The sequence below is a fragment of the Streptococcus sp. HMSC056C01 genome (assembly GCF_001811305.1).
In the GTDB taxonomy this organism is placed as follows: domain Bacteria; phylum Bacillota; class Bacilli; order Lactobacillales; family Streptococcaceae; genus Streptococcus.
Genome location: NZ_KV804192.1, coordinates 189,161 through 213,173 on the forward strand (window position 1 = coordinate 189,161; position 24,013 = coordinate 213,173).

Genomic DNA, 24,013 nt, shown 5'->3' on the forward strand with positions numbered 1-24,013 from the left:
AAAGTAAAAACTTACCTCTTATTTGAACCTGAGTCTAGAAGTGATAGAATCATTCGGTTTAGGCACAAATTTTAAAAGGTCGATACTGACTAAAATCATTTAAGGAAAGCTTTAAAAAGACTTTGTCTTCATTGTAAAATTATGTGGTTTACCACATAATTTTGCTTTACTACCTAAAGAAATTTAAATTTAATCAAAAGAAAGTTGAGAAAAATGGCAGAAAAAACATATCCAATGACCCTTGAAGAAAAGGAAAAACTCGAAAAAGAATTAGAAGAGTTGAAACTAGTTCGTCGTCCAGAAGTTGTAGAACGCATCAAGATTGCGCGTTCATACGGTGACTTGTCAGAAAATAGTGAGTATGAAGCAGCTAAGGACGAGCAAGCCTTTGTTGAAGGACAAATCTCTAGCTTGGAAACAAAAATCCGTTATGCTGAGATTGTCAATAGCGATGCGGTTGCTCAAGATGAAGTTGCTATCGGGAAAACAGTAACAATCCAAGAAATTGGTGAAGACGACGAAGAAGTATATATCATCGTGGGATCAGCGGGTGCAGATGCCTTTGCAGGTAAAGTATCAAATGAAAGCCCAATTGGGCAAGCCTTGATTGGTAAGAAAACAGGTGATACCGCTACGATTGAAACACCTGTAGGAAGCTATGATGTTAAAATCTTAAAAGTAGAAAAAACAGTTTAATAGGAATGAAAAGAAGGAGTAGATACAGGGAAAGCGCTTCCCATCACTCCTTTTCTTAATTCTAAAAACTAGAGGAGACTATATGAATTCAGAAAATAAGCACAAAAAGAAAAATAAAATGGAACGTGGGTTAACCAATCGTCATGTTCAGGTTATGGCGATTGCAGGAACAATCGGAACGGGACTGTTTCTAGGGGCTGGTCGCTCTATAAGTTTGACAGGTCCGTCAATCGTCTTGGTCTATATGATTACGGGTGGCTTTATGTATCTTATGATGCGTGCTATCGGGGAAATGTTGTACCAAGATCCGGAGCAACATACCTTTATCAACTTTATCACGCGTTATCTTGGTCAGGGCTGGGGTTACTTCTCAGTCTGGTCATACTGGCTCTCAGTAGTCTTTATCGGTATGGCTGAGATCACGGCTATTGCTCACTATGTTCAGTTTTGGTTTCCATCCTGGCCATCTTGGTTGATTCAGGTTGTATTCCTAACAATTTTGGGATTGGTCAATCTGATTGCCGTTAAAATCTTTGGTGAAGTAGAATTTTGGTTTGCTATGATCAAAATCGTGGCCATTCTTGCCATGATTGCGACAGGTGTCTTTCTAGTTTTGACTGGCTTTGAAACGCCTTATGGTTCAGCAAGTCTTGCTAATATCAGTGAACACTTCTCCCTTTTCCCAAATGGAGGTATGAACTTTGTCATGGCCTTCCAGATGGTTTTCTTTGCTTACTTGATGATTGAGTTTATCGGTGTTACAACATCTGAAACCAAGGATCCTCGAAAAGTATTGCCTAAGGCTGTTAAGGAAATTCCTTTGCGAATTATCTTTTTCTACGGTGGAGCTCTCTTAGCCATCATGTCTATTATTCCTTGGCGTGAGCTTTCTGCGACAGATTCACCATTTGTAACGGTATTTGAACTTGTTGGTCTTAAGTGGGCTGCAGCTTTAATTAACTTTGTTGTCTTGACTTCAGCAGCGTCAGCCTTGAATTCAACCCTTTACTCAACAGGTCGTCACTTGTACCAAATTGCCCATGATTCACCAAATCGTTTCTTGAAAGCTATTAAGGCAGACACGCTCTCACGTCACAACGTTCCTCAGAATGCAATCATTGCTTCTGCCGTATTGATTGGTTTTGCAGCCTTCATCAATGTACTTCCTGGCGTATCAGATGCCTTTGCTTTGATTACAGCTTCTTCATCAGGTGTTTATATCGCCATCTACATCTTGATTATGGTAGCCCATCTCAAGTATCGCAAGTCTAAAGACTTTATGGCAAATGGCTATCTCATGCCTCAATACCGCTTGCTAAATCCTCTGACCATGCTCTTCTTTATCTTTGTATTTGGAACACTCTTCTTACAAGAATCAACTGTAATGGGAGCTAGAGGTTCAGCTATCTGGATTGTCGCATTTGGTATTTATAGCCAATGGAAATTTAGAAAATAAGTTTTACTCTCATCAACTTAGGTTGATGAGTTTTCTAGTTTGACAGCTCTTGGTAATAAGACTATAATCAAGCTATAAGTATCTTCGAGGAGGTTTTGATGCACATTCGATTGGATAATACAGAGACTCAGAAATCACAGGAAATAGGGAATTTGATTCGCTCCTATAATCGTTCTAAGAGAGAAGCAGCTGAAAGTGAGCCACTTAACCTTTATGTCGAAGATGATAGCGGTCAACTCATGGCTGGTTTAGTAGCAGAGACCTTTGGAAATTGGCTAGAAATCGAGTATTTATTTGTGAAAGAGGATTTGCGAGGACAAGGATTCGGCTCCCAACTATTGCAGCAAGCAGAGAGTGAAGCTAAGAAGAGAAACTGTCGCTTTGCTTTTGTGAATACCTATCAGTTTCAAGCGCCAGCCTTTTATCAAAAGCAGGGCTACAAGGAAGTCTTTACCTTAAAAGACTATCCGTATACTGGACAAAGGCACTATTATCAAAAAGAGTTGTAAACGGAAAATGAACGATTGAAGAGAGTGGCACTTCATAATGGAGGTGAGTTAATGGATATCATACTAGATATGGGTAATGTTCTACTGGAATGGAACAAGGATAAGATTTTGAAGGCTGTAGCTAAAACTCAGAAAGATTATCTAATTTTAGACAAGGCTATTTTTCAGTCGGGACTCTGGGAAAGATTGGACCTGGGGACCTTGACTCGAGAAGAATTGGTTGATAACGTTCTTTCCCTGTTAGGAGATTGCTATCAGAAAAAGGTTGAAGAAATCATTTGGAACTGGCCTGCCTATATCGATATTTACACGGAAGTCTTTCCGCTTCTTGCACGTTTAAAGAAAAATGGCCATCGTATTTTTGTTCTATCTAATACCTCACCAGTTTTTTATGAATTATTGAAAGATCAACTAGCACCTCTAGAAAAGATTTTAGATGGTTTTGTTCTTTCCTGTGATATCAAGGCTATCAAACCTGATCGAAAAATGTTTGAAGAAATCCTCCATAAATATCAGTTGAATCCAGCAAATTGTGTCTTTCTTGATGATATAGCAGACAACACTAAGATGGCTGAAAGTCTAGGAATCAGAGCCTATCAAGTCAAACAGAGAAGTGACGTTGTAGATATTTTGAAAAAATTTGAATAAGCAGAAAACTCTCTATCATTTAGCTGGTAGAGAGTTTCTTGTTAAAAAAATCGTACAAATTGACAGATATATATTGCATAATATAAACTATATGATATAATGAACTTAGAAGAAGCGCGACTTTTAAAATTAAGGAGGAGGTAAGAAGTGGTTAAGAATTTAAAATTAAAACTAGCTCGAGTAGAGCATGATATGACACAAGGTGACTTGGCAGAAGCTGTAGGTGTGACTAGACAGACTATCGGTTTGATAGAAGCTGGGAAATATAATCCTAGTCTCTCCCTTTGCCAGTCCATTTGCAGATGCTTAGGCAAAACTTTAGACCAATTATTTTGGGAGGAAGAAGATGAAAAATAGATTTTATTATTATCAATTATTAGATGAAAGAGAAGAGCAACAACTTCATAAAGCTGGTGCAGAGAGTTTTCATATTTCTATCGGATTATTGTTTCTAGCTTATTTCATATCAGTGTTAGCACCAAGCCTTTTTAATCCTAGCATGCTTCTCGTAATTATAATCATAGGGAATTTTTACTTTTTCAACCGTGCTCGAAGTCTAGGTGTGACCTACTATAGTCGTTTTCATTTTACAATTTTAGGTTGCCTATTATTAACTCTAGTGATTACAGCTACCTTGATGCTACAGAACTACCAGTTCAATATCGAAATTTATCAGCACAACCCTCTTCATATTAAGTATATTTATGCATGGGTCATTACATATCTCCTTTATCTTCCTTGGGTCTTTATTGGAAACTTAGGATTAAAAAGTTATGGTGAATGGGCTCAGAAAAAGTATGAAAAAGATATGGATGAACTCGAGAGCATGGAATAGCTTGTTAGCTTTTTATCAATATCGAGAAAATGTGTTATAATAGTACTAATTTATGAGAAAAGAAGAAACATTTTCATCTTTTTACAAATAGGGAAGAAGGACAGTATATGTACCCAGATGATAGTTTAACTTTGCACACTGATTTGTATCAAATTAACATGATGCAAGTTTACTTCGACCAAGGCATTCATAACAAGAAAGCAGTTTTTGAAGTTTATTTCCGCCAACAACCTTTCAAAAACGGTTATGCTGTATTTGCAGGTTTGGAACGAATTGTGAAATACCTTGAAAATTTGCGTTTTTCGGATAGCGATATTGCTTATTTGGAGTCACTTGGTTATCATGGTGCTTTCTTGGAATATCTCCGTAATCTCAAGTTGGAATTGACTGTACGTTCTGCTCAAGAAGGGGATTTGGTATTTGCCAATGAACCGATTGTTCAAGTGGAAGGTCCTTTGGCTCAGTGTCAATTGGTTGAAACAGCTCTCTTGAACATCGTCAACTTTCAAACCTTGATTGCGACTAAGGCGGCTCGTATTCGTTCAGTCATTGAAGATGAGCCTTTGATGGAGTTCGGTACACGTCGTGCTCAAGAAATGGATGCAGCTATCTGGGGAACTCGTGCCGCTGTCATTGGTGGTGCCAATGGAACTAGTAATGTACGTGCTGGTAAGCTCTTCGGTATTCCTGTTCTAGGGACTCATGCTCACGCCTTGGTACAAGTCTATGGCAATGATTATCAGGCTTTCAAGGCTTATGCCTCAACGCACAAAAACTGTGTATTCCTAGTGGATACCTACGATACTCTTCGGATCGGTGTTCCAGCAGCAATTCAGGTTGCGCGTGAACTTGGTGATAAGATTAATTTCCTTGGTGTCCGTATTGACTCTGGAGATATCGCCTATATTTCTAAAAAAGTTCGTCAACAACTGGACGAGGCAGGATTTACAGATGCTAAGATCTATGCATCAAATGACCTTGATGAGAATACCATCCTTAACCTCAAAATGCAAAAAGCTAAGATTGATGTCTGGGGTGTAGGGACTAAGCTCATCACTGCTTATGACCAACCAGCACTTGGAGCAGTTTACAAGGTTGTTGCCATCGAAGATGAGAACGGTCATATGCGCAATACCATCAAGCTTTCAAACAATGCAGAGAAGGTTTCAACGCCAGGGAAGAAACAAGTTTGGCGCATCACCAGTCGTGAAAAAGGCAAGTCAGAAGGTGACTACATTACCTATGATGGTGTCGATGTTGCTAGCATGACTGAAATCAAGATGTTCCATCCAACCTATACTTACATCAAGAAAACTGTCCGTAATTTTGATGCTGTTCCTCTCTTGGTTGATATTTTTAAGGATGGTAAACTGGTCTATGACTTGCCAACACTGCCTGAAATTCAAGCCTATGCTCGTAAGGAATTTGACAAGCTCTGGGACGAATACAAACGCGTTCTTAACCCACAACATTACCCTGTCGACTTGGCTCGTGATGTATGGCAGGACAAGATGGACTTGATTGATAAAATGCGTAAGGAAGCTCTAGGTGAAGGAGAAGAAGAATGAGTTTGCAAGAGACCATTATCCAAGAACTGGGGGTTAAACCAGTGATTGATGCCCAGGAAGAAATCCGTCGTTCGATTGACTTTTTGAAAAGATACTTGAAAAAACATCCTTTTTTAAAGACATTTGTCTTAGGAATTTCTGGGGGACAGGACTCGACCTTGGCAGGACGCTTGGCTCAATTAGCCATGGAAGAAATGCGATCAGAAACAGGTGACGACAGCTATAAATTTATCGCTGTTCGTTTGCCTTATGGAGTGCAAGCTGATGAAGCAGATGCCCAAAAAGCCCTAGCTTTTATCCAGCCAGATGTGAGCCTGGTAGTGAATATCAAGGACTCTGCTGATGCTATGACGGCAGCAGTAGAAGCAACAGGCAGTCCTGTTTCCGATTTTAACAAAGGAAATATCAAGGCTCGTAGCCGAATGATTGCCCAATATGCCCTTGCAGGTGCTCATAGCGGAGCTGTTATCGGGACAGACCATGCTGCGGAAAATATCACAGGTTTCTTTACCAAGTTTGGTGACGGTGGTGCAGATATTCTCCCACTCTATCGCCTCAATAAACGCCAAGGAAAACAGCTTTTGAAGGAACTTGGAGCTGATCCAGCCCTCTATGAAAAAATCCCAACAGCAGATTTGGAAGAAGAAAAACCAGGCATTGCAGATGAAGTAGCCTTGGGAGTCACTTACAATGAAATTGATGATTACCTCGAAGGAAAGCAAGTCAGCCCAGAAGCCCAAGCCACCATTGAAAAATGGTGGTACAAAGGCCAACACAAACGCCACTTACCAATCACCGTATTTGATAAGTTTTGGGAGTAAAAACCTCCAGTGGAGGTTTTTACCCTCTCACCTAGAAATAAGAAAGTGAGAGTAAGTCCGGGGGACCTTTTTACCTTGAGCCTAGAAATTAGAAAGCAAGAATAACCTCCAGTGGAGGTTTTTACCCCGAATCTAGGAATAGGGAAACGAGGCAGGTCGGTAACTCGAAGAGTTCGATTTTCCTTGTCTCACCCCCGCAAGGCTGACTAGGCTTGAAAAAACTTGCTAAAGTGCATTTCAAGCCAGACAGCGACTGCGTCATGAAATTAGAGGAAACTGTTGTTTTCTCAATGTTTATGAGTGTAGTGTTTTTACCCCGAGCCTAGAAATAAGAAAGCTAAGAAGGTCCAGTGGACCTTTTTAGCTTGAACATTCAAATAGAAAGAGAGTTACCATTATGAAAGCACTAGGGACACAAACTATTAAGACAGAACGTTTGATACTGAGGAGATTTGTGGAAGGTGATGCTCAAGCCATGTTTGATAATTGGGCTTCACGCTCAGAAAATCTGACTTATGTGACTTGGAATCCACACCTGAATGTTGAACAGACTCAAAATTCTATTGGCAATTGGGTAAAATCCTATGACGATCCAAATTACTACAAATGGGCCATTTGTCTTAAAGAAAATTCAGACCATACCATTGGAGATATCAGTCTTGTTAGTGTGGATGAAGAAAACTCTAGCTGTGAGATTGGATATATCTTAGGGATGGACTACTGGGGACGAGGACTCATGACAGAAGCCTTGAAGGCAGTTTTATCATACTGTCTAGATGAGATTGGATTTGAAGAGGTTGATGCTTGCTATGTAAGTCTAAACCCAGCATCTGGTCGTGTTATGGAAAAGGCGGGTATGACTTTTTGGAAGACGATTCCAAATGCAGTTGAACGAAAAGGTTATAGAGCTGATAAAATTTATTATCAAATCAAAAAATAAGATGGAAAGTTAAGCTTTTCCATCTTATTTTTTTTTATAATATACTTTTTAATCAAAATAAAGCAAATCTTTGCTGGTACTTGTAAAGAGGTCAAAGCCGTCTTTTGTCACAACACCACAGTCTTCGATGCGGACACCGACTTTACCAGGGATGTAGATACCAGGTTCAACAGAGAAGCACATGCCTTCTTCGATAACCATATCGTTTCCTTCCATAATTGAAGGGAATTCGTGGACATCCATACCGATACCATGACCGAGACGGTGGTTGAAGTACTCACCATAACCTGCTTTTTCGATAACTTCACGGGCAGCACGGTCTACTTCATGCGCAGTGACACCAGGTTTGATAAAGTCAAGGGCAGCTTGTTGGGCTTCAAGAGTCAAGTTGTAAATGTCTTTCTTGAATTGGTCAGGTTTACCAACAGCGACTGTACGAGTCATATCTGATGCATAACCATTGACCATTACACCGAGGTCAAAAAGGAGAAGGGCATTGTTTTCAACCTTGTTGGCTCCAGGAATACCGTGTGGATTTGCAGCGTTATCACCTGTCAAGACCATAGTATCAAAGCTCATTTCATAGCCTTCGCGTTTCATGGCAAAATCAATCTGTGCGATAATATCAGTTTCAGTATTGTCAAGAGAGATATTGTCAAAACCAACTTTGACAGACTTGTCTGCATAGACACCTGCTACCATCATCTTTTGTACTTCGTCAGCTGACTTAATTAAGCGCATACGCTGGATTAGTGGAGTTAAGTTTTCAAATTCAGCAGTTTCAAAGACAGATTTTAAACCGTGGTATTTAGTCAAGATGAGGTTATCAAACTCAACTGCGACACGTTTGAAATCAAGTTGTGGCAAGGCATTTTGGATTTTTTTCCAAGGGTTTTCAGAGTCTACATAACCAACAACTGGGAAAGAGACAGTGCTTGTTGCGCGCTCAACTTCAAGAGCTGGAACAAAGAGAAGTGGTTCCTGATCTCTAAGGACAAAGAGGAACATTTGGCGTTCGTGTGGATCACTGTAAAAACCAGTGAGGTAATTGATAGTGACGGGGTCAGATACGACAGCGACGTCTAGCTTTTCTGATTCAAGATATGTTACAATTTGTTGTAATTTAGACATATGTTACCTTCTTTCTACCCCTCTATTTTTGCAAAAAATAGTAGAAAATGCAAGAGAGAAGGGGAAAAGAGCTTAAAAAAATTCCAACAGCCTATGGCATGCTGGAAATAGGAAGTTTAGTTAAAATCTGCCTTGCTTTTCACATCGCTGTATTCTTCAGCAACTTCTTGACTGAGAATGTCCTCATAAGCTGGAAGGACGATGTCCTGACCATACTTTTTCTTGAGGGCAGTAGTGACCAAGCGATAGGCTAAGTTTGCATTACGGGATAAAATAGGTCCGTGGAAATAAGAACCAAAGACATTTTTATAGTGAACGCCTTCGCCAATTTTCTCTTCATTATTTCCGTTTCCGTATACGACCTGACCGAGTGGTTTTTGGTCATCTGAGAGGAAGGTACGGCCTTGGTGGTTCTCAAAGCCAAAGTAGGTTTCATCGAATTCTTCGTTATGAATTTTAATATCACCGATGAAGCGGTTGTTGGTTTGGTTGAGTGTATAGTGTCCCATAACACCGAGACCTTCGATACGTCTTCCAGAAGCTTCGATATAGTATTGACCCAATAGTTGGAAGCCACCACAGATAGCTAGAACAACACCATCATTTTGGATAAAGTTATCGATGCTTACTTTTTTAGCAGGCAAATCACCAGCAATGATACTTTGTTCAAAGTCTTGACCACCACCGAAAAAGGCGATATCATAGTGATTTTCGTCAAAGTCATCGTGGAGAGAAACGATGTCAACTGTTACGTGAGCACCTAGCTTTTCAGCCACATACTTGAGCATGAGGATATTCCCATTATCCCCGTAGGTATTCATGAGATTGCCATAGAGGTGGGCGATATTTAGCTGGTAAGGATAGTTGCCGTCTTTTGAGGAAAGTGAAGTATAAACCATTAGTTCATCTCCTTTCTAACAAGCTGACGATTGGCCAGTAATTCTCGGAATTCCAGCATAGCAGTATAAGTCGCAAGGATATAAGCATGTTTGCAGTCTTGGACTTCAATCGTTTTAAGAACTTGTTCCAGACTACTTGTTTCAGTGATTTTATCAGCTGGATAACCAGTTACTCGAAGACGACGAGCGATTTCAGAATGACGAACGCCACCGGCGTTGATTTCTGGGATATCCATCTCAGTAATTTGTTCAAAATCAGCATCCCAAATCCAACTGGTATCAATCCCGTCTGCATAATTCGCATTGAGGAGAACAGATAGACTAAATGGATAAGGAGCGAGTTTTATCATTTCAATAGCTTGGGTAGCACCAACAGGATTCTTGATGAGAACCAGTGTGCATTCCTTGTCACCGATTTGGAAGGTTTCTTGGCGTCCAAAAACAGCTCGACTCTTATCAAATCCTTGCTTAATCAGTTGAGAATCAGCACCAAGGTAACGCGCAATAGCAACCGCAGCCAGAGCATTGTAGATATTGTAGAGTCCACCGATTTGAATACCGTATTCCTGTCCGTCAATAACAAAGCGAGAGCGATTGTTGGTTAACTCAACCAATTCTGTCAGACGGTAATCCAAGTCAGGGCGTTTACATCCACAGTTTTCGCAGATATAAGCTCCTAAGTTGGCATAAGTATTAAGCTCATATTTCAAAATACTTTGACAGTCTGGGCAGAGAATACCTTCAGTATTGTAGTGAGCAAGCTTTGCTGGACCTTTTTCCATATCAAAGCCAAAATACTGAACAGGATTTGGAATAGCAGGCTTGTAGAAAAGAGGACTGTCACCATTCAGCAGAACAGTAGCAGTAGGAACTTTTCGAATAGCATCCAAAATCATGTTGTAGGTCGTATAAATCTCACCGTAGCGGTCCATTTGGTCACGGAAGATATTGGTAATGACGAAAAGACTAGGCTGGATATAGTCACAGATGTGTGAGAGACTAGCTTCATCGATTTCAAGAACCGCAATATTTTTTCCAGTTTTTGAAGATTTTGCAGTCAAGAAAGTCGTTGTAATCCCTGTGATCATGTTGGCACCACTTGGATTAGTTAAAACTTGACCATAAATTTCCTTAAGGATACCGACAGTGAGAGCGGTTGTCAAGGTTTTTCCATTGGTACCAGTTACCACAACAATCTCATAGTTCTTCGCTAAATGTTGTAAAATATCTTTATCAAATTGAAGGGCAAGTTTTCCAGGCAGCGTACTTCCACGTCCAAGACGACTCAAAATAAAGTGAGAAGAACGCCCAGCAAGAAGGCCCAAAGTAGTTTTTAATTTCATGTTTCTATTATATCATAAATGCTGAAAAAGACAGATTTGAGATTTTAGAAAAAGAAAAACAGCCCAAGGAGGGCTGCTTTCTATTATTAAATCTATTAAATCGCAAACAAGTCATTCAAGTTCTCAGCCAAGGTTGGGTGAGTGAAGATTTGTTTTGTGAAGTAAGTGTATGGAATCTTGTTGTCCATTGCAACAGTGATGATGTTGATGATTTCTTGTGAACCTTCAGAGAAGATAGTTGCGCCAAGAATTTCTTTTGTTTCAGTATTGACAACAGCTTTGAAGGCACCACGAAGGTCACCATTTACATGTCCACGAGGCATAGCTGCAACAGGGATTTCCTTAACAGCGTATGGAAGCTTCAATTCAGCAGCTTGGCTTTCAGTCAAACCAACTTGTGAAAGTGCAGGTGTGATGAACATAGTATTTGGTACATTGAGACGGTCTTCAAGGGTGTAGCTGCCATCACCAGCAAGGTAGCTGTATACAACACGGAAGTCATCAAGTGAAATGTAAGTGAATTGAAGGCCGCCGTTGACATCTCCAACTGCAAAGACACCAGGAACGTTTGTTTGACAATGTTTGTCCACCTTGATAGCACCACGTTCAGTTAGTTCAATATCTGTATTTTCAAGTTGTAGAGGTTCAACATTTGGTTTACGTCCTGTTGCATAGAGAAGGGCATCGAAACGATAGGTTTCATTTTCAGTCACAACAAGAACTTGGTCACCATCGTTTTTGATTTCAGTAGTATGGATGTTTTGAAACAATTCGATGCCGTCTTCTTCCATGTATTGTTTAGCAAGAGCTGCGATGGAAGGTTCTGCACGAGGTAAGAAAGTGTCCATTGCATCTAAGACTGTTACCTTGCTTCCGAGTTTGTTGTAAAGACCAGCAAATTCAAGACCAATGTTTCCACCACCAAGAATTCCAAGTTTTTCAGGCAATTGTTCCAAGTTTTGGATTCCTGTTGAGTCAAAGACGTTCTTACTTGTAGCAAGACCTGGGATTGGTAATACATTTGAAACAGCACCAGTGTTGATGACGATAGTTTCAGCTGTTAGTTCTTGTTTTTCATCACCAGCTTGAATTTCAATAACCTTGTTTGAGACAAAGTGTGCTTCAGCATCAAAGATATCTACACCTGTACCAGCTACAGTAGCATAATTTTTTCCATTGAGGCGTGTAGTAACCGTATTTTTAGTAGCCATGACTTCCTCAAAAGACAAGTCTTTCTCAGCAGCAACTAGCAAGGTTTTAGTTGGGATGCAACCGATATTGATACAAGTTCCACCGTACATCGCCTTACTACGTTCGATAAGGGCAACCTTTTTACCAGCTGAAGCTAGTTTTCCAGCAAGCGTTTTACCTGCCTTACCAAATCCTATTACAATTAAATCGTATGTTAACATTTTTATTCCTCCTGTTCGATTTTCATTCTAGCACAAGAAAAAAACTTTTGCACAAATCTGCTACGGAAAATAGTTTCAGGAACCGAATGCTCTAACAAATACTTTTTGAGTGAAGAAAATCGATAGAAAAATCGTTTACATGATTTAATCAGGAGGTTAGACTATCTTTTGACCCTCTCTTGTGTTATACTAGATAGGTTGCAAAAAAGCAGTACTTTTCTTTAGTGGAAAAGAAGCAACACGGTCTTTCATAAAAGATATGAAAGTACGTCATGACAAGAAAAGTATAAACTAAGCGCTATAGGATGGCTTCGCACCATCTTTAGAAAGAAGAATAACGTGAAATTTAATGAATTTAACCTTTCTGCTGATTTATTAGCAGAAATTGAAAAAGCAGGATTTGTAGAAGCAAGTCCTATCCAAGAGCAAACCATTCCTCTGGCTCTTGAAGGAAAAGATGTTATCGGACAAGCTCAAACAGGTACAGGAAAAACCGCAGCCTTTGGCTTGCCAACCCTTGAAAAGATTCGTACAGAAGAAGCAACCATTCAAGCTTTGGTCATTGCACCAACACGTGAACTAGCTGTGCAAAGTCAGGAAGAACTCTTCCGTTTTGGTCGAAGCAAGGGTGTAAAAGTCCGTTCTGTTTATGGTGGTTCAAGCATTGAAAAACAAATTAAGGCTCTTAAATCTGGTGCCCATATCGTGGTGGGAACACCAGGTCGTCTCCTAGATTTGATCAAACGCAAGGCATTGAAATTGCAAGATATTGAAACTCTAATCCTTGATGAAGCAGACGAAATGCTCAACATGGGCTTCCTTGAGGATATTGAAGCCATCATCTCACGTGTCCCAGAAAATCGTCAAACTTTACTCTTTTCAGCAACTATGCCAGAAGCTATCAAACGTATCGGGGTTCAGTTCATGAAAGAACCTGAGCATGTGAAGATTGCGGCTAAAGAGTTGACCACAGAACTAGTTGACCAGTACTATATCCGTGTTAAGGAACAAGAAAAATTCGACACTATGACTCGTCTCATGGACGTAGAGCAACCAGAACTGGCAATCGTATTTGGACGGACAAAACGCCGTGTGGATGAGTTGACTCGTGGTCTGAAAATCCGTGGCTTCCGTGCTGAAGGGATTCATGGAGACCTTGACCAAAACAAACGTCTTCGTGTCCTTCGTGATTTCAAAAATGGTAACCTGGATGTCCTCGTAGCAACTGACGTAGCAGCTCGTGGTTTGGATATCTCTGGTGTAACACATGTCTACAACTATGACATCCCACAAGATCCTGAAAGCTATGTTCACCGTATTGGTCGTACAGGTCGTGCTGGTAAGTCAGGTCAATCGATTACTTTCGTAGCACCAAATGAGATGGGCTATCTTCAAATCATCGAAAACTTGACCAAGAAACGCATGAAGGGGTTGAAACCAGCGACAGCAGAAGAAGCCTTCCAAGCTAAAAAGCATGTTGCGTTGAAGAAAATTGAACGTGACTTTGCTGAAGAGACTGTTCGTGGAAACTTTGACAAATTCGCAAAAGATGCCCGTAAACTTGCAGCTGAATTCAGCCCAGAAGAATTGGCAATGTACATCCTAAGTTTGACAGTTCAGGATCCAGATAGTCTTCCAGAAGTTGAAATTGCGCGTGAGAAACCACTGCCATTTAAACCATCAGGTAATGGCTTCGGTGGTAAAGGCAAGGGAGGACGTCGTGGTGAGGATCGTCGAGATCGTGATCGCCGTCGCGACAATCGTCGTGGTGAACGTCGAGATGATTTCAAAAAAGGCAGTCGCAAAAACGACCGCTTTGAGAAGGAAAAACGTTACCGTAAGGATAATAAAAAACCACGTAATACTTCAAGTGAGAAGAAAACTGGTTTTGTAATCCGTAACAAGGGTGATAAATAATAAAAAAAGCGGTTCACTGAGGTGGATCGCTTTTATATATAAGGAGACCGAGAGTTAATAAAAGTTTAATACGAGAAAATAGATTTATATATTTGCTATCTTGTAATATTATATTATCAAAAATTTAGGAACCTGTCAACAAGAAAATTAGAAAAAACTAGTAAAAATTTTCGAACAGTCATGAATTGCAATTCAATAAACAATTTTCAGATAATTATTGAAATAATGATCAATTTATGATATAATGGAAGCGATTAAATACGAGGTGAAAAATGGCACATTTATTAGAAAAAACGAGAAAAATTACGTCTATCCTGAAGCGTGCGGAGGAGAAATTACAAGATGATCTTCCATATAATGCCATCACACGCCAATTAGCGGATATTATTGATTGCAACGCTTGTATCCTAAATAGTAAGGGACGTCTTTTGGGATACTTCATGCGTTACAAGACTAATAATGATCGTGTAGAGCAATTTTTCCAATCAAAAATTTTTCCTGAGGACTATATTCAAGGTGCAAACATGATTTACGATACAGAAGCAAATCTGACTGTAGATCACGAATTAAGCATCTTTCCAGTTGAGAGTCGTGCAGATTTCTCAGAAGGTTTGACAACAATTGCTCCAATCCATGTTTCTGGGATTCGTTTGGGATCTTTGATTATCTGGCGTAATGATAAGAAATTCGAAGATGAGGATTTGATTCTTGTTGAGATAGCTAGTACGGTGGTTGGTATTCAGCTTTTGAACTTCCAACGTGAAGAAGACGAGAAAAATATCCGTCGTCGTACAGCCGTAACTATGGCAGTCAACACTCTTTCTTACTCTGAGTTACGAGCAGTGTCAGCTATTTTGGGTGAATTGAATGGCAATGAAGGACAATTAACTGCGTCAGTCATTGCAGACCGTATCGGTATTACGCGTTCTGTGATTGTCAATGCCCTTCGAAAACTCGAATCTGCAGGAATTATTGAAAGTCGTTCACTGGGGATGAAGGGAACTTATCTTAAGGTCTTGATCCCAGATATCTTTGAAGAAGTGAAAAAGAGGGATTATTAATGACTAAGGCTTTAATTTCGATTGACTATACAGAAGATTTTGTAGCGGATCATGGAAAATTGACAGCTGGAGCTCCTGCTCAAGCTATATCAGAAGCGATCAATCAGGTGACTAGATTAGCATTTGACCGTGGAGATTATATTTTCTTTACCATTGATGCTCATGAGGAAAATGATGTCTTTCATCCAGAAAGTAAACTATTTCCCCCTCATAATCTGATTGGGACTAGCGGGCGTAATCTATATGGTAAGTTAGCCGAGTTCTATCAGGAATATGCTGGCGATAGTCGTGTTTTCTGGATGGACAAACGTCACTATTCGGCTTTTTCTGGCACAGATTTGGATATCCGTCTGAGAGAGCGTCGCGTGGATACAGTCATTTTAACAGGTGTTCTGACAGATATCTGTGTATTGCATACGGCTATCGATGCCTATAATCTGGGTTATCAGATAGAAGTTGTTAAGCCAGCAGTCGCATCTATTTGGCCTGAAAACCACCAGTTTGCACTTGGACATTTTAAGAATACATTAGGAGCGAAACTCCTTGATGAAAACCTAGTTGAAATCAAAGAATAATGTATTCAAAAAAAATGAAAAAAATCTGAAAAAAGTGTTGACAAAGTTTGTGAAAGTTGATATACTAGTAAAGTAATCGACGCGGGGATGGCGGAATTGGCAGACGCGCAGGACTAAGGATCCTGTGACCGCTTTAGGTCGTGAGGGTTCAAGTCCCTCTCTCCGCATAGGAAAAGAGTTAGCTTCAGCTAGCTCTTTATTTTTATATAAACAAGGGCAAAGATTTTGCTCTTTTTTTGTGATTTCATAAACATTTCATATTTGGATATTATAATAGACTTAGAAACATGGAGGTGCTATATGAATCCCACTCAAAGAGCTTGGGCTTACATCAGCAGAAAACGACTGAGAAGTCTCATATTATTCTTGATTCTATTTGTTTTATTGGCAGGAATATCGGCTTGTTTGACGCTTATGAAGTCCAACCAAACAGTAGAAAATAATCTCTATCGTTCATTGAATACATCTTTTTCTATTAAAAGAATAGAAGCAGATCAGACTTTTCAACTGTCTCAACTAGATGACCTTAAAAAGATAAAGGGCCTTGAGAAGATTTCACCTGAGCTTGAAACAATAGCCAAGTTAACTGACAAAGAAGTCATTACTGGAGAACAAAGTATCCAAAGGGATGATTTGACAGAGGCTGAAAAAAATCTTATCACTTTGATTGCTTTAGAAGATTCTTCTAAGGATGTCTCCTTTACAAGCTCTGCCTTTACCCTTAAAGAAGGAAGACATCTCGAAAAAGGGGACAGTAAAAAAATCTTAGTCCATGAAGAATTAGCTAAGAAGAATAACTTAAAACTTGGGGATAAGATTAGCTTAAATCCTGCTCAAGTGGAAGGAAATAGTGGACAAAGGCTAGACTATGAAATCGTAGGTATTTTCTCAGGTAAGAAGCAAGAAAAATTCACTGGTCTTAGCTCAGATTTTAGTGAAAACACGGTCTATACAGACTTCGAAAGTAGCCAAACTCTTCTTGGAAATAAGGAAGATCAAATCACTGCAGCCCGTTTCTATCTTGAAAATCCCAAAGATATGGATGACATCATTCAAGAGGTTGAAAAGTTATCTCTTGAAAATCAAGGCTTTCAAGTGGAAAAGGAAAATAAGGCCTTTGAACAAATCAAGGATTCAGTTTCGACCTTCCAAACCTTCCTACAAATTTTCCTCTATGGTATTATGATTGCTGGTGTAGGAGCTCTGGTCTTGGTCTTGTCACTTTGGTTACGAGAGCGAGTCTACGAGGTTGGTATTTTATTGGCGCTAGGAAAAGGAAAAATAGCAATCTTTAGTCAATTCTGCCTGGAAGTTATCCTGGTTTCATTGGCAGCAATTTTACCAGCATTTCTTGCAGGAAATGCCATTACTTCCTATCTTTTAAAAACTGTACTAGCAAGTGGCGATCAAGTCGCATTACAAGATACACTGGCCAAAGCGACTAATCTTTCAACAAGTCTTCTTTCATTTGGAGAATCTTATGTCTTTCTCCTTGTGATTAGCTCCTTGTCAGTTGCACTTTGTTTTATCTTTTTATTTAGAAAATCACCGAAAGAAATTTTATCATCCATCAGTTAATAAAGGAGAAATCATGACTTTACTACAATTACAAGATCTTACTTATCGTTACAAGAACACTGCAGAAGCAGTATTATATAAAATCAATTACGATTTTGAACCAGGCAAGTTTTATAGTATTATCGGAGACTCAGGAGCTGGGAAGTCAACACTCTTATCTCTATTAGCAGGACTTGATAGCCCAGTCGAAGGAGCTATCTTATTCGAAGGCAAGGATATTCGTGAACAAGGTTATTCTTATCATCGCATGCACCATATCTCTTTGGTTTTCCAAAACTATAACTTGATTGATTATCTTTCTCCATTGGAAAATATCCGCTTGGTTAATAAAAAAGCTAGCAAGGATATCCTTCTTGAACTTGGTTTAGATGAAAGTCAAATCAAGCGGAATGTTCTCCAATTATCAGGAGGGCAGCAACAACGGGTGGCCATTGCTCGTAGCCTTGTATCGGAAGCACCAGTGATTTTAGCGGATGAACCAACAGGAAACCTAGATCCTAAGACAGCTGGGGATATCATTGACCTGCTCAAATCTCTTGCTGAGAAAACAGGCAAGTGTGTGATCGTTGTGACCCACAGTAAGGAAGTAGCACAGGCGTCAGATATTACACTGGAATTGAAGGATAAAAAGCTGACAGAAACAAGAAGAAATAGTAACTAAAACTTTTAAATATATAAGCGAAGTAAATCTAGAAAGGAATCTTATGTTACACAACGCATTTGCCTATGTCACAAGAAAATTTTTTAAGTCGCTTGTGATCTTTCTCATCATTCTCTTGATGGCTAGTTTGAGTTTGATCGGCTTGTCTATCAAGGGTGCGACAGCCAAGGCTTCTCAAGAAACCTTTAAGAATATCACCAATAGTTTTTCTATGCAAATCAATCGTAGAGTTAACCAAGGAACTCCACGTGGTGCAGGGAATATCAAGGGTGAAGATATTAAAAAAATTACTGAAAATAAGGCCATCGAATCTTACATCAAACGTATCAATGCTATCGGTGATTTAACAGGCTACGAATTGATTGAGACACCTGAAACCAAGAAAAATCTAACGCCAGATCGAGCTCAACGTTTTGGAAGTAGTTTGATGATAACAGGTGTTAATGACTCTTCTAAAGAAGACAAGTTTGTATCAGGCTCTTACAAACTAGTTGAAGGTGAGCATTTAACAAACGATGACAAATACCAGATTCTCATGCACAAAGACTTGGCTGCTAAACATGGCTGGAAGGTAGGAGATAAGGTCAAACTGAACTCCAATATTTACGATGCCGATAATGAAAAAGGAGCCAAGGAAACAGTAGAAGTAACGATCAAAGGACTCTTTGATGGACATAACAAATCTGCTGTGACCTACTCACAAGAACTTTATGAGAATACAGCTATCACAGATATTCACACAGCTGCCCAGCTCTATGGTTATACTGAAGATACAGCTATCTATGGCGATGCTACCTTCTTTGTAGCTGGAGATAAGAACCTAGATAGTGTCATGCAAGAACTAGGGTCAATAAACGGCATCAACTGGAAAATGTATAGCTTGATTAAGAGTTCATCTAACTATCCTGCCCTTGAACAATCCATCTCCGGCATGTACAAGATGGCTAATCTGCTTTTCTGGGGTAGCTTGAGCTTTTCTGTTCTACTACTTGCTCTCTTACTCACACTTTGGATTAACGCCCGTCGTAAAGAGGTTGGAATTCTCCTTTCAATTGGTCTTAAACAAGCAAGTATTCTAGGTCAATTTATCACAGAAGCAGTTATGATTGCTATTCCAGCTCTCATTTCAGCCTACTTCCTAGCTAATTATACAGCTCGTGCTATTGGAAATACAGTACTAGCCAATGTCACATCAGATGTGGCTAAGCAGGCAAGTAAGGCAGCCCAAGCTTCCAATCTCGGTGGTGGTGCAGAAGTTGACGGCTTTAGCAAGACTCTTTCAAGTTTGGATATTTCTATTCAACCTTCAGACTTTGCCATCATCTTTGTACTTGGCTTGGTTCTAGTAGTACTAGTTATGGCACTTGCTTCCAGCAATCTCCTCTTTAAACAACCAAAAGAACTCTTGTTGGATAGTGAATAAAAAAACCTGCTACCTATTCTCACTCAAATGAGATATAATATAGGTAGCATTTTTGTTAGAAAAGGATTTATATGAAAATTCTAATTGTAGAAGATGAAGACATGATCCGTGAGGGAATTAGTGATTACTTGGCGGATTGTGGCTATGAAACCCTTCAGGCAGCAGATGGCCTTGAGGCCTTAGAACAATTTTCTCATCATCAGGTTGCCTTGGTTCTCCTAGATATTCAAATGCCTAAACTCAATGGTTTAGAGGTCTTATCAGAAATCCGCAAGACCAGTCAAGTTCCTGTTTTGATGTTGACAGCTTTTCAAGACGAGGAGTATAAGATGAGTGCCTTTGCTGCATTAGCAGATGGTTATTTGGAAAAGCCTTTTTCTCTATCTTTGTTAAAAGTACGAGTGGATGCCATCTTTAAACGTTATTATGATACTGGTCGTATTTTTACCTATAGAGACACCGAGGTAGACTTTGACAGTTATAGCGCCAAAGTGGCTGGCCAAGAGGTTGCAGTGAATGCAAAAGAACTGGAAATTTTAGACTATCTGGTTAAAAATGAAGGTCGAGCCTTAACACGGTCGCAGATTATCGATGCTGTATGGAAGATGACAGATGAGATCCCTTTTGACAGAGTGATCGATGTCTATATCAAGGAACTACGGAAAAAATTGGATTTAGACTGTATTCTTACCGTGCGCAACGTTGGTTATAAATTGGAGAGAAAATGAGACGTTCAGGTTTATTTAAAAAAATTTTTATCTATACCTTCTCGGTATTTTCTACCTTGGTCATTTGTTTGCATTTGGCCATCTATTTCCTCTTTCCATCGACCTATCTCAGTCACCGTCAGGAGAGCATAGGCCTCAAGGCTACCGAAATTGCACAATCCCTCCAAGGAAAGGACAGTCAAACTATCCAGGAAGTCCTTGAACTCTATTCTCAAAGTAGTGATATTAAGGGATCTATCAAGGGAGAGATGACCCAAGATAAGTTGGAGGTCAAGGACAATCTTCCCATTGATAAAGAACGACAAACAGCCTCCTTGGTCATTGAGGAAAGAGAAGTTCAAACCAAGGATGGTCAGACTATGACCTTGCAGTTTTTAGCCTCTATGGATTTGCAGAAAGAAGCAGAAGACATCAGTCTTCAATTTCTGCCTTATACTTTATTAGCGTCTTTCATCATTTCGCTCCTCATCGCCTTTATCTATGCGAAAACCATTGTAGCTCCGATTTTGGAAATCAAACGAGTGACTCGACGGATGATGGACTTGGATGCTCAAGTACGCTTGCGCGTGGATTCCAAGGATGAGATTGGTGATCTCAAAGACCAGATTAATAGTCTCTATCAGCATCTCTTGACCGTTATTGCAGACTTGCATGAGAAAAATGAGGCAATCCTCCAACTAGAAAAAATGAAGGTAGAGTTTTTGAGAGGTGCTTCCCATGAGCTCAAGACACCTCTTGCTAGTCTGAAGATTCTTCTGGAAAATATGCAAGCCAATATCGGACGTTATAAAGATAGAGACCATTACCTTGGAGTTTCTCTAGGAATTGTGGATGATTTAAGTCACCATGTCCAGCAAATTCTATCCCTTTCTTCGGTACAGGAATTGCGAGATAAGAAGGAAGAAATCAATCTTTTGGATATGACCAATCTTCTATTGAAGGACTATGACTTATTAGCCAAAGAGAGAGAAATCACTGTAGACAATCAACTGACTAACCAACAAACTTATCTAAATCCTTCTGTACTCAAGCTTATTCTTTCCAATCTTATCAGTAATGCTGTGAAACACTCTGTTCAAGGAGGCTATCTAAAAATTGGAGCAAAAGATGGTTGGGTTTTCATTGAGAACGCCTGTACACCTGAGGAGCAAGATAAGTTTGAACAATCCTTTACGGCTTCTAGTCGACAAAGTAAGGGAGCTGGCTTGGGACTTTTCGTGGTCAAAAGTTTATTAGAAAATGAAGAAATTAACTATCATTTTGAAAGAGCTGAAGATCACCTAGTATTTTTCATGAAGCTACCTCAGACCGAGTTGGAAAGTGATTAAGAAAGGGTTTACATCTATCTAATTGGAAGAAATTCAATCTAAAGTATGGGAAAAACTAGCTTTTTTTGCTAAAAAGTGATAAAATGAACAATGTAAATGGGATGTCCCATAAAAATATACAGGAGGCCTGATAAAATGGCAATCGTTTCAGCAGAAAAATTTGTCCAAGCAGCTCGTGACAACGGTTATGCAGTTGGTGGATTTAACACAAACAACCTTGAGTGGACTCAAGCTATCTTGCGCGCAGCAGAAGCTAAAAAAGCTCCAGTTTTGATCCAAACTTCAATGGGTGCTGCTAAATACATGGGTGGTTACAAAGTTGCTCGCAACTTGATCGCTAACCTTGTTGAATCAATGGGTATCACTGTACCAGTAGCTATCCACCTTGACCACGGTCACTACGAAGATGCACTTGAGTGTATTCAAGTTGGTTATACTTCAGTTATGTTTGACGGTTCACACCTTCCAGTTGAAGAAAACCTTGAAAAAGCTCGTAAAGTTGTAGAATTTGCTCACGCAAATGGTGTATCAGTAGAAGCTGAAGTTGGAACTATCGGTGGTGAAGAAGACGGAATCATCGGTGACGGTGAATTGGCTCCAATTGAAGACGCTAAAGCAATGGTTGCAACTGGTATTGACTTCTTGGCAGCTGGTATCGGTAACATCCACGGTCCTTACCCAGCAAACTGGAAAGGTCTTCACCTTGACCACTTGCAAAAATTGACTGAAGCTGTACCAGGATTCCCAATCGTATTGCACGGTGGTTCAGGTATTCCTGATGACCAAATCCAAGCAGCTATCAAACTTGGTGTTGCTAAAGTTAACGTTAACACTGAATGCCAAATCGCATTCGCTAACGCAACTCGTAAATTTGCTCGTGACTACGAAGCAAACGAAGCAGAATACGACAAGAAAAAACTCTTCGACCCACGTAAATTCTTGGCTGACGGTGTAAAAGCTATCCAAGCATCAGTTGAAGAACGTATCGACGTATTCGGTTCAGAAGGTAAAGCTTAATCTAGCTGAACAAAACATAACAGAAACCTGCCCGTAAGGGTGGGTTTTTCATTTTCCAACTCTTCTCAATCTTATTTAAAAAGTGATATAATGAAGATGGAACGAATCATTTAGTGGATTTTTTGGTAAAACTAGTTTTTAAATCAACCTTTGAAAGGAAAAATAGCCATGATATTCGATCAGTCCTTGCAAGCTTACATACATGAAGTAGATGATGTTCTTGTAGCTTGGGAAGAAAAACCAAGTGGAAATTTTGAGATGGAAGCTCAGTTGCTTGCAGCCAATTACCATAAAAATCTTTCCCGTATTCTTGCATTTATACTGCCTCATTTACAAGAATTTTATGGTCATTTCACAGATGAAGAAGCTACTGAAAAATTGGGTAAACCCATCATCGAGCCAGAAAGACAAACCGTTACTTTCTGTGATCAAACTTTTGATGATATTCATATCTTTTCTTTTGATTATCAGGGGCAAGACTTTGAAATTCTAAAGAATTTTGCCATTGATGGTTAAGGTCTGTTTTCAGTTTTAAAAAGAAGGGGAGAGACTGATGAGTACTGCTGATTTTGTCTTTGTAGAGACTAAAGAACCCGTATTCCTTGATTTACAAGCCTTTTGTCGTGCTTTGAGAGAAAGATTCCCAGGTATTATGGTTAGAGAAAGAACTAATCCCGAAAAAGCTTACTCGCTTTCTTGGGATTATCAAAGTCCTCAGCTTACCTTGGAAAGTTCACTGAGTAGCAATAAAAATGTTTTTGTGATTGATTACTTTGATTCAACGAACAGATTACAAGATTATGCCTCCTACATCATCTGGCTTCGGAAATGGTTTCCAGCTGAAGAGAAGGTTTTCTTTTGTGATGAAGGATATGAGTATGTGTTGGAGCTTCCTAGTGTTTTATCCCAAAAAGAGTTGGAAAACTACTTACGAACAAGGTTTGATGAGTGAAGAAAAAGTTCAAAGACAAATATGATATGGAAAAGTGAAAAAGGAGAATCAGATGCTTACTAGAGATGAGATTTTAGTTGCTTTGCAAGATGCAATTACTGAATACCAAGAATTTGAGTTGGCAGATGAGATTATGGATGTTATGGAGCTTTATGATCAACCCTTTGATTTGGTTGCCCCCATTTTAGAATTTATTTCCGAGCATCCAGAAGTAGATTTTGGTTCTCCAGGTTACTTGGTTCACTTTGTGGAGAGATTTTATCATCAAGGCTATGAGGATTTATTGATGGAAGTAGTTGGTAAAAAGCCAACCTTGCATAATATTTGGATGCTTCATCGATGTTGTAATGACAATGATCCAAATCTAGTCTGGCAGATTCAGGCTTTGGTTGGAGAACTTAAGAAGGATAAGACTCTTGATTCACAAGTAAGAAGCATGATTGAAGACTTAACTTGGTAGAGGGAGGTGATGTAGCATCACCTTTTTATCTTTTCTTAGGGATAAAAATTTTCGA

At 39.5% G+C, this 24,013-nt stretch carries 25 protein-coding genes and 1 tRNA gene; 22 read left to right on the forward strand and 4 right to left on the reverse strand.

What is annotated here, in order from left to right; translation table 11 throughout:
* The first annotated feature begins 213 nt into the window (after positions 1-213).
* The 9 genes from greA (at position 214) to HMPREF2795_RS03470 (ending at position 7,473) form a co-directional block, all read left to right on the forward strand.
* The gene (gene greA, locus HMPREF2795_RS03430) at positions 214-696 is read left to right on the forward strand and encodes a transcription elongation factor GreA (protein ID WP_000818756.1); all 483 of its coding nucleotides are present in this window, start codon (positions 214-216) and stop codon (positions 694-696) included.
* A gap of 82 nt (positions 697-778) precedes the next feature.
* Positions 779-2,152: an amino acid permease gene (locus tag HMPREF2795_RS03435; RefSeq protein WP_075228241.1), complete on the forward strand. Its 1,374-nt coding sequence runs from the start codon at positions 779-781 to the stop codon at positions 2,150-2,152.
* 98 nt (positions 2,153-2,250) lie between these two features.
* A complete protein-coding gene (locus tag HMPREF2795_RS03440) occupies positions 2,251-2,661 on the forward strand; it encodes a GNAT family N-acetyltransferase (RefSeq protein WP_075228242.1) in 411 nt (136 codons plus the stop codon).
* Between the two features lie 51 nt (positions 2,662-2,712).
* Positions 2,713-3,309, forward strand: a complete 597-nt coding sequence (locus HMPREF2795_RS03445) for an HAD family hydrolase (protein ID WP_075228243.1) — start codon at positions 2,713-2,715, stop codon at positions 3,307-3,309.
* Between the two features lie 147 nt (positions 3,310-3,456).
* Entirely contained in the window at positions 3,457-3,666 is a 210-nt protein-coding gene (locus HMPREF2795_RS03450; RefSeq protein ID WP_061862855.1) for a helix-turn-helix transcriptional regulator, read from the forward strand.
* A complete protein-coding gene (locus HMPREF2795_RS03455; RefSeq protein WP_075228244.1) occupies positions 3,656-4,144 on the forward strand; it encodes a DUF6773 family protein in 489 nt (162 codons plus the stop codon). Before HMPREF2795_RS03450 ends, HMPREF2795_RS03455 begins: the two co-directional genes overlap by 11 nt.
* Before the next feature lie 107 nt (positions 4,145-4,251).
* Complete coding sequence (locus tag HMPREF2795_RS03460) at positions 4,252-5,712, forward strand: nicotinate phosphoribosyltransferase (protein WP_075228245.1); 1,461 nt, start codon at positions 4,252-4,254, stop codon at positions 5,710-5,712.
* Entirely contained in the window at positions 5,709-6,533 is an 825-nt protein-coding gene (gene nadE, locus HMPREF2795_RS03465; RefSeq protein WP_000058042.1) for an ammonia-dependent NAD(+) synthetase, read from the forward strand. The genes HMPREF2795_RS03460 and nadE overlap by 4 nt, the downstream gene beginning before the upstream one ends.
* Before the next feature lie 397 nt (positions 6,534-6,930).
* Positions 6,931-7,473 carry a GNAT family N-acetyltransferase gene (locus HMPREF2795_RS03470; protein WP_000645370.1) on the forward strand — a complete coding sequence of 181 codons (543 nt, stop codon included), beginning with the start codon at positions 6,931-6,933 and terminating at the stop codon, positions 7,471-7,473.
* Between the two features lie 48 nt (positions 7,474-7,521).
* Here HMPREF2795_RS03470 and HMPREF2795_RS03475 read toward each other — a convergent pair whose 3' ends face one another.
* The 4 genes from HMPREF2795_RS03475 to HMPREF2795_RS03490 all read right to left on the reverse strand — a co-directional run bounded on the left by HMPREF2795_RS03475 (position 7,522) and on the right by HMPREF2795_RS03490 (position 12,258).
* Positions 7,522-8,604: a M24 family metallopeptidase gene (locus HMPREF2795_RS03475; protein ID WP_000040944.1), complete on the reverse strand. Its 1,083-nt coding sequence runs from the start codon at positions 8,602-8,604 to the stop codon at positions 7,522-7,524.
* Positions 8,605-8,720: 116 nt separating this feature from the next.
* Positions 8,721-9,503: a lipid II isoglutaminyl synthase subunit GatD gene (gene gatD / locus HMPREF2795_RS03480; protein WP_000263198.1), complete on the reverse strand. Its 783-nt coding sequence runs from the start codon at positions 9,501-9,503 to the stop codon at positions 8,721-8,723.
* Entirely contained in the window at positions 9,503-10,846 is a 1,344-nt protein-coding gene (gene murT / locus HMPREF2795_RS03485; RefSeq protein ID WP_000770010.1) for a lipid II isoglutaminyl synthase subunit MurT, read from the reverse strand. The genes gatD and murT overlap by 1 nt, the downstream gene beginning before the upstream one ends.
* A gap of 95 nt (positions 10,847-10,941) precedes the next feature.
* Positions 10,942-12,258 (reverse strand): FAD-containing oxidoreductase, encoded by a 1,317-nt coding sequence (locus HMPREF2795_RS03490; protein WP_000958915.1) that lies wholly within the window; start codon positions 12,256-12,258, stop codon positions 10,942-10,944.
* Positions 12,259-12,597: 339 nt separating this feature from the next.
* On the opposite strand from HMPREF2795_RS03490, the gene HMPREF2795_RS03495 reads away from it, so the two are divergent.
* From HMPREF2795_RS03495 to HMPREF2795_RS03555, 13 genes are all read left to right on the forward strand, one after another.
* Positions 12,598-14,175, forward strand: coding sequence for a degradosome RNA helicase CshA (locus tag HMPREF2795_RS03495; RefSeq protein ID WP_000671070.1), 1,578 nt, complete (start codon positions 12,598-12,600; stop codon positions 14,173-14,175).
* Between the two features lie 272 nt (positions 14,176-14,447).
* Positions 14,448-15,236, forward strand: coding sequence for a GTP-sensing pleiotropic transcriptional regulator CodY (gene codY / locus HMPREF2795_RS03500; RefSeq protein WP_000940720.1), 789 nt, complete (start codon positions 14,448-14,450; stop codon positions 15,234-15,236).
* A complete protein-coding gene (locus tag HMPREF2795_RS03505) occupies positions 15,236-15,811 on the forward strand; it encodes a cysteine hydrolase family protein (RefSeq protein WP_000158714.1) in 576 nt (191 codons plus the stop codon). The genes codY and HMPREF2795_RS03505 overlap by 1 nt, the downstream gene beginning before the upstream one ends.
* Positions 15,812-15,892: 81 nt before the next feature.
* Positions 15,893-15,978, forward strand: a tRNA-Leu gene (locus HMPREF2795_RS03510).
* 133 nt (positions 15,979-16,111) lie between these two features.
* Positions 16,112-17,389 (forward strand): ABC transporter permease, encoded by a 1,278-nt coding sequence (locus tag HMPREF2795_RS03515; protein WP_007554556.1) that lies wholly within the window; start codon positions 16,112-16,114, stop codon positions 17,387-17,389.
* 13 nt (positions 17,390-17,402) lie between these two features.
* Positions 17,403-18,050 carry an ABC transporter ATP-binding subunit Vex2 gene (vex2, locus tag HMPREF2795_RS03520; protein WP_000173721.1) on the forward strand — a complete coding sequence of 216 codons (648 nt, stop codon included), beginning with the start codon at positions 17,403-17,405 and terminating at the stop codon, positions 18,048-18,050.
* A gap of 43 nt (positions 18,051-18,093) precedes the next feature.
* On the forward strand, positions 18,094-19,473 hold the full coding sequence (gene vex3, locus HMPREF2795_RS03525; RefSeq protein ID WP_000903010.1) for an ABC transporter permease subunit Vex3: 1,380 nt from the start codon (positions 18,094-18,096) through the stop codon (positions 19,471-19,473).
* A gap of 71 nt (positions 19,474-19,544) precedes the next feature.
* Positions 19,545-20,201 carry a response regulator transcription factor VncR gene (gene vncR, locus HMPREF2795_RS03530; protein ID WP_000697930.1) on the forward strand — a complete coding sequence of 219 codons (657 nt, stop codon included), beginning with the start codon at positions 19,545-19,547 and terminating at the stop codon, positions 20,199-20,201.
* Entirely contained in the window at positions 20,198-21,529 is a 1,332-nt protein-coding gene (gene vncS, locus HMPREF2795_RS03535) for a sensor histidine kinase VncS (RefSeq protein ID WP_001254600.1), read from the forward strand. Before vncR ends, vncS begins: the two co-directional genes overlap by 4 nt.
* 135 nt (positions 21,530-21,664) lie before the next feature.
* On the forward strand, positions 21,665-22,546 hold the full coding sequence (locus HMPREF2795_RS03540; protein ID WP_001019005.1) for a class II fructose-bisphosphate aldolase: 882 nt from the start codon (positions 21,665-21,667) through the stop codon (positions 22,544-22,546).
* 168 nt (positions 22,547-22,714) lie between these two features.
* Positions 22,715-23,062, forward strand: a complete 348-nt coding sequence (locus HMPREF2795_RS03545; protein WP_000575572.1) for a hypothetical protein — start codon at positions 22,715-22,717, stop codon at positions 23,060-23,062.
* A gap of 37 nt (positions 23,063-23,099) precedes the next feature.
* Entirely contained in the window at positions 23,100-23,498 is a 399-nt protein-coding gene (locus HMPREF2795_RS03550) for a hypothetical protein (RefSeq protein WP_000100681.1), read from the forward strand.
* A 52-nt stretch (positions 23,499-23,550) separates the two neighbouring features.
* Positions 23,551-23,958: a hypothetical protein gene (locus HMPREF2795_RS03555; RefSeq protein ID WP_000957736.1), complete on the forward strand. Its 408-nt coding sequence runs from the start codon at positions 23,551-23,553 to the stop codon at positions 23,956-23,958.
* Positions 23,959-24,013 lie beyond the last annotated feature (55 nt).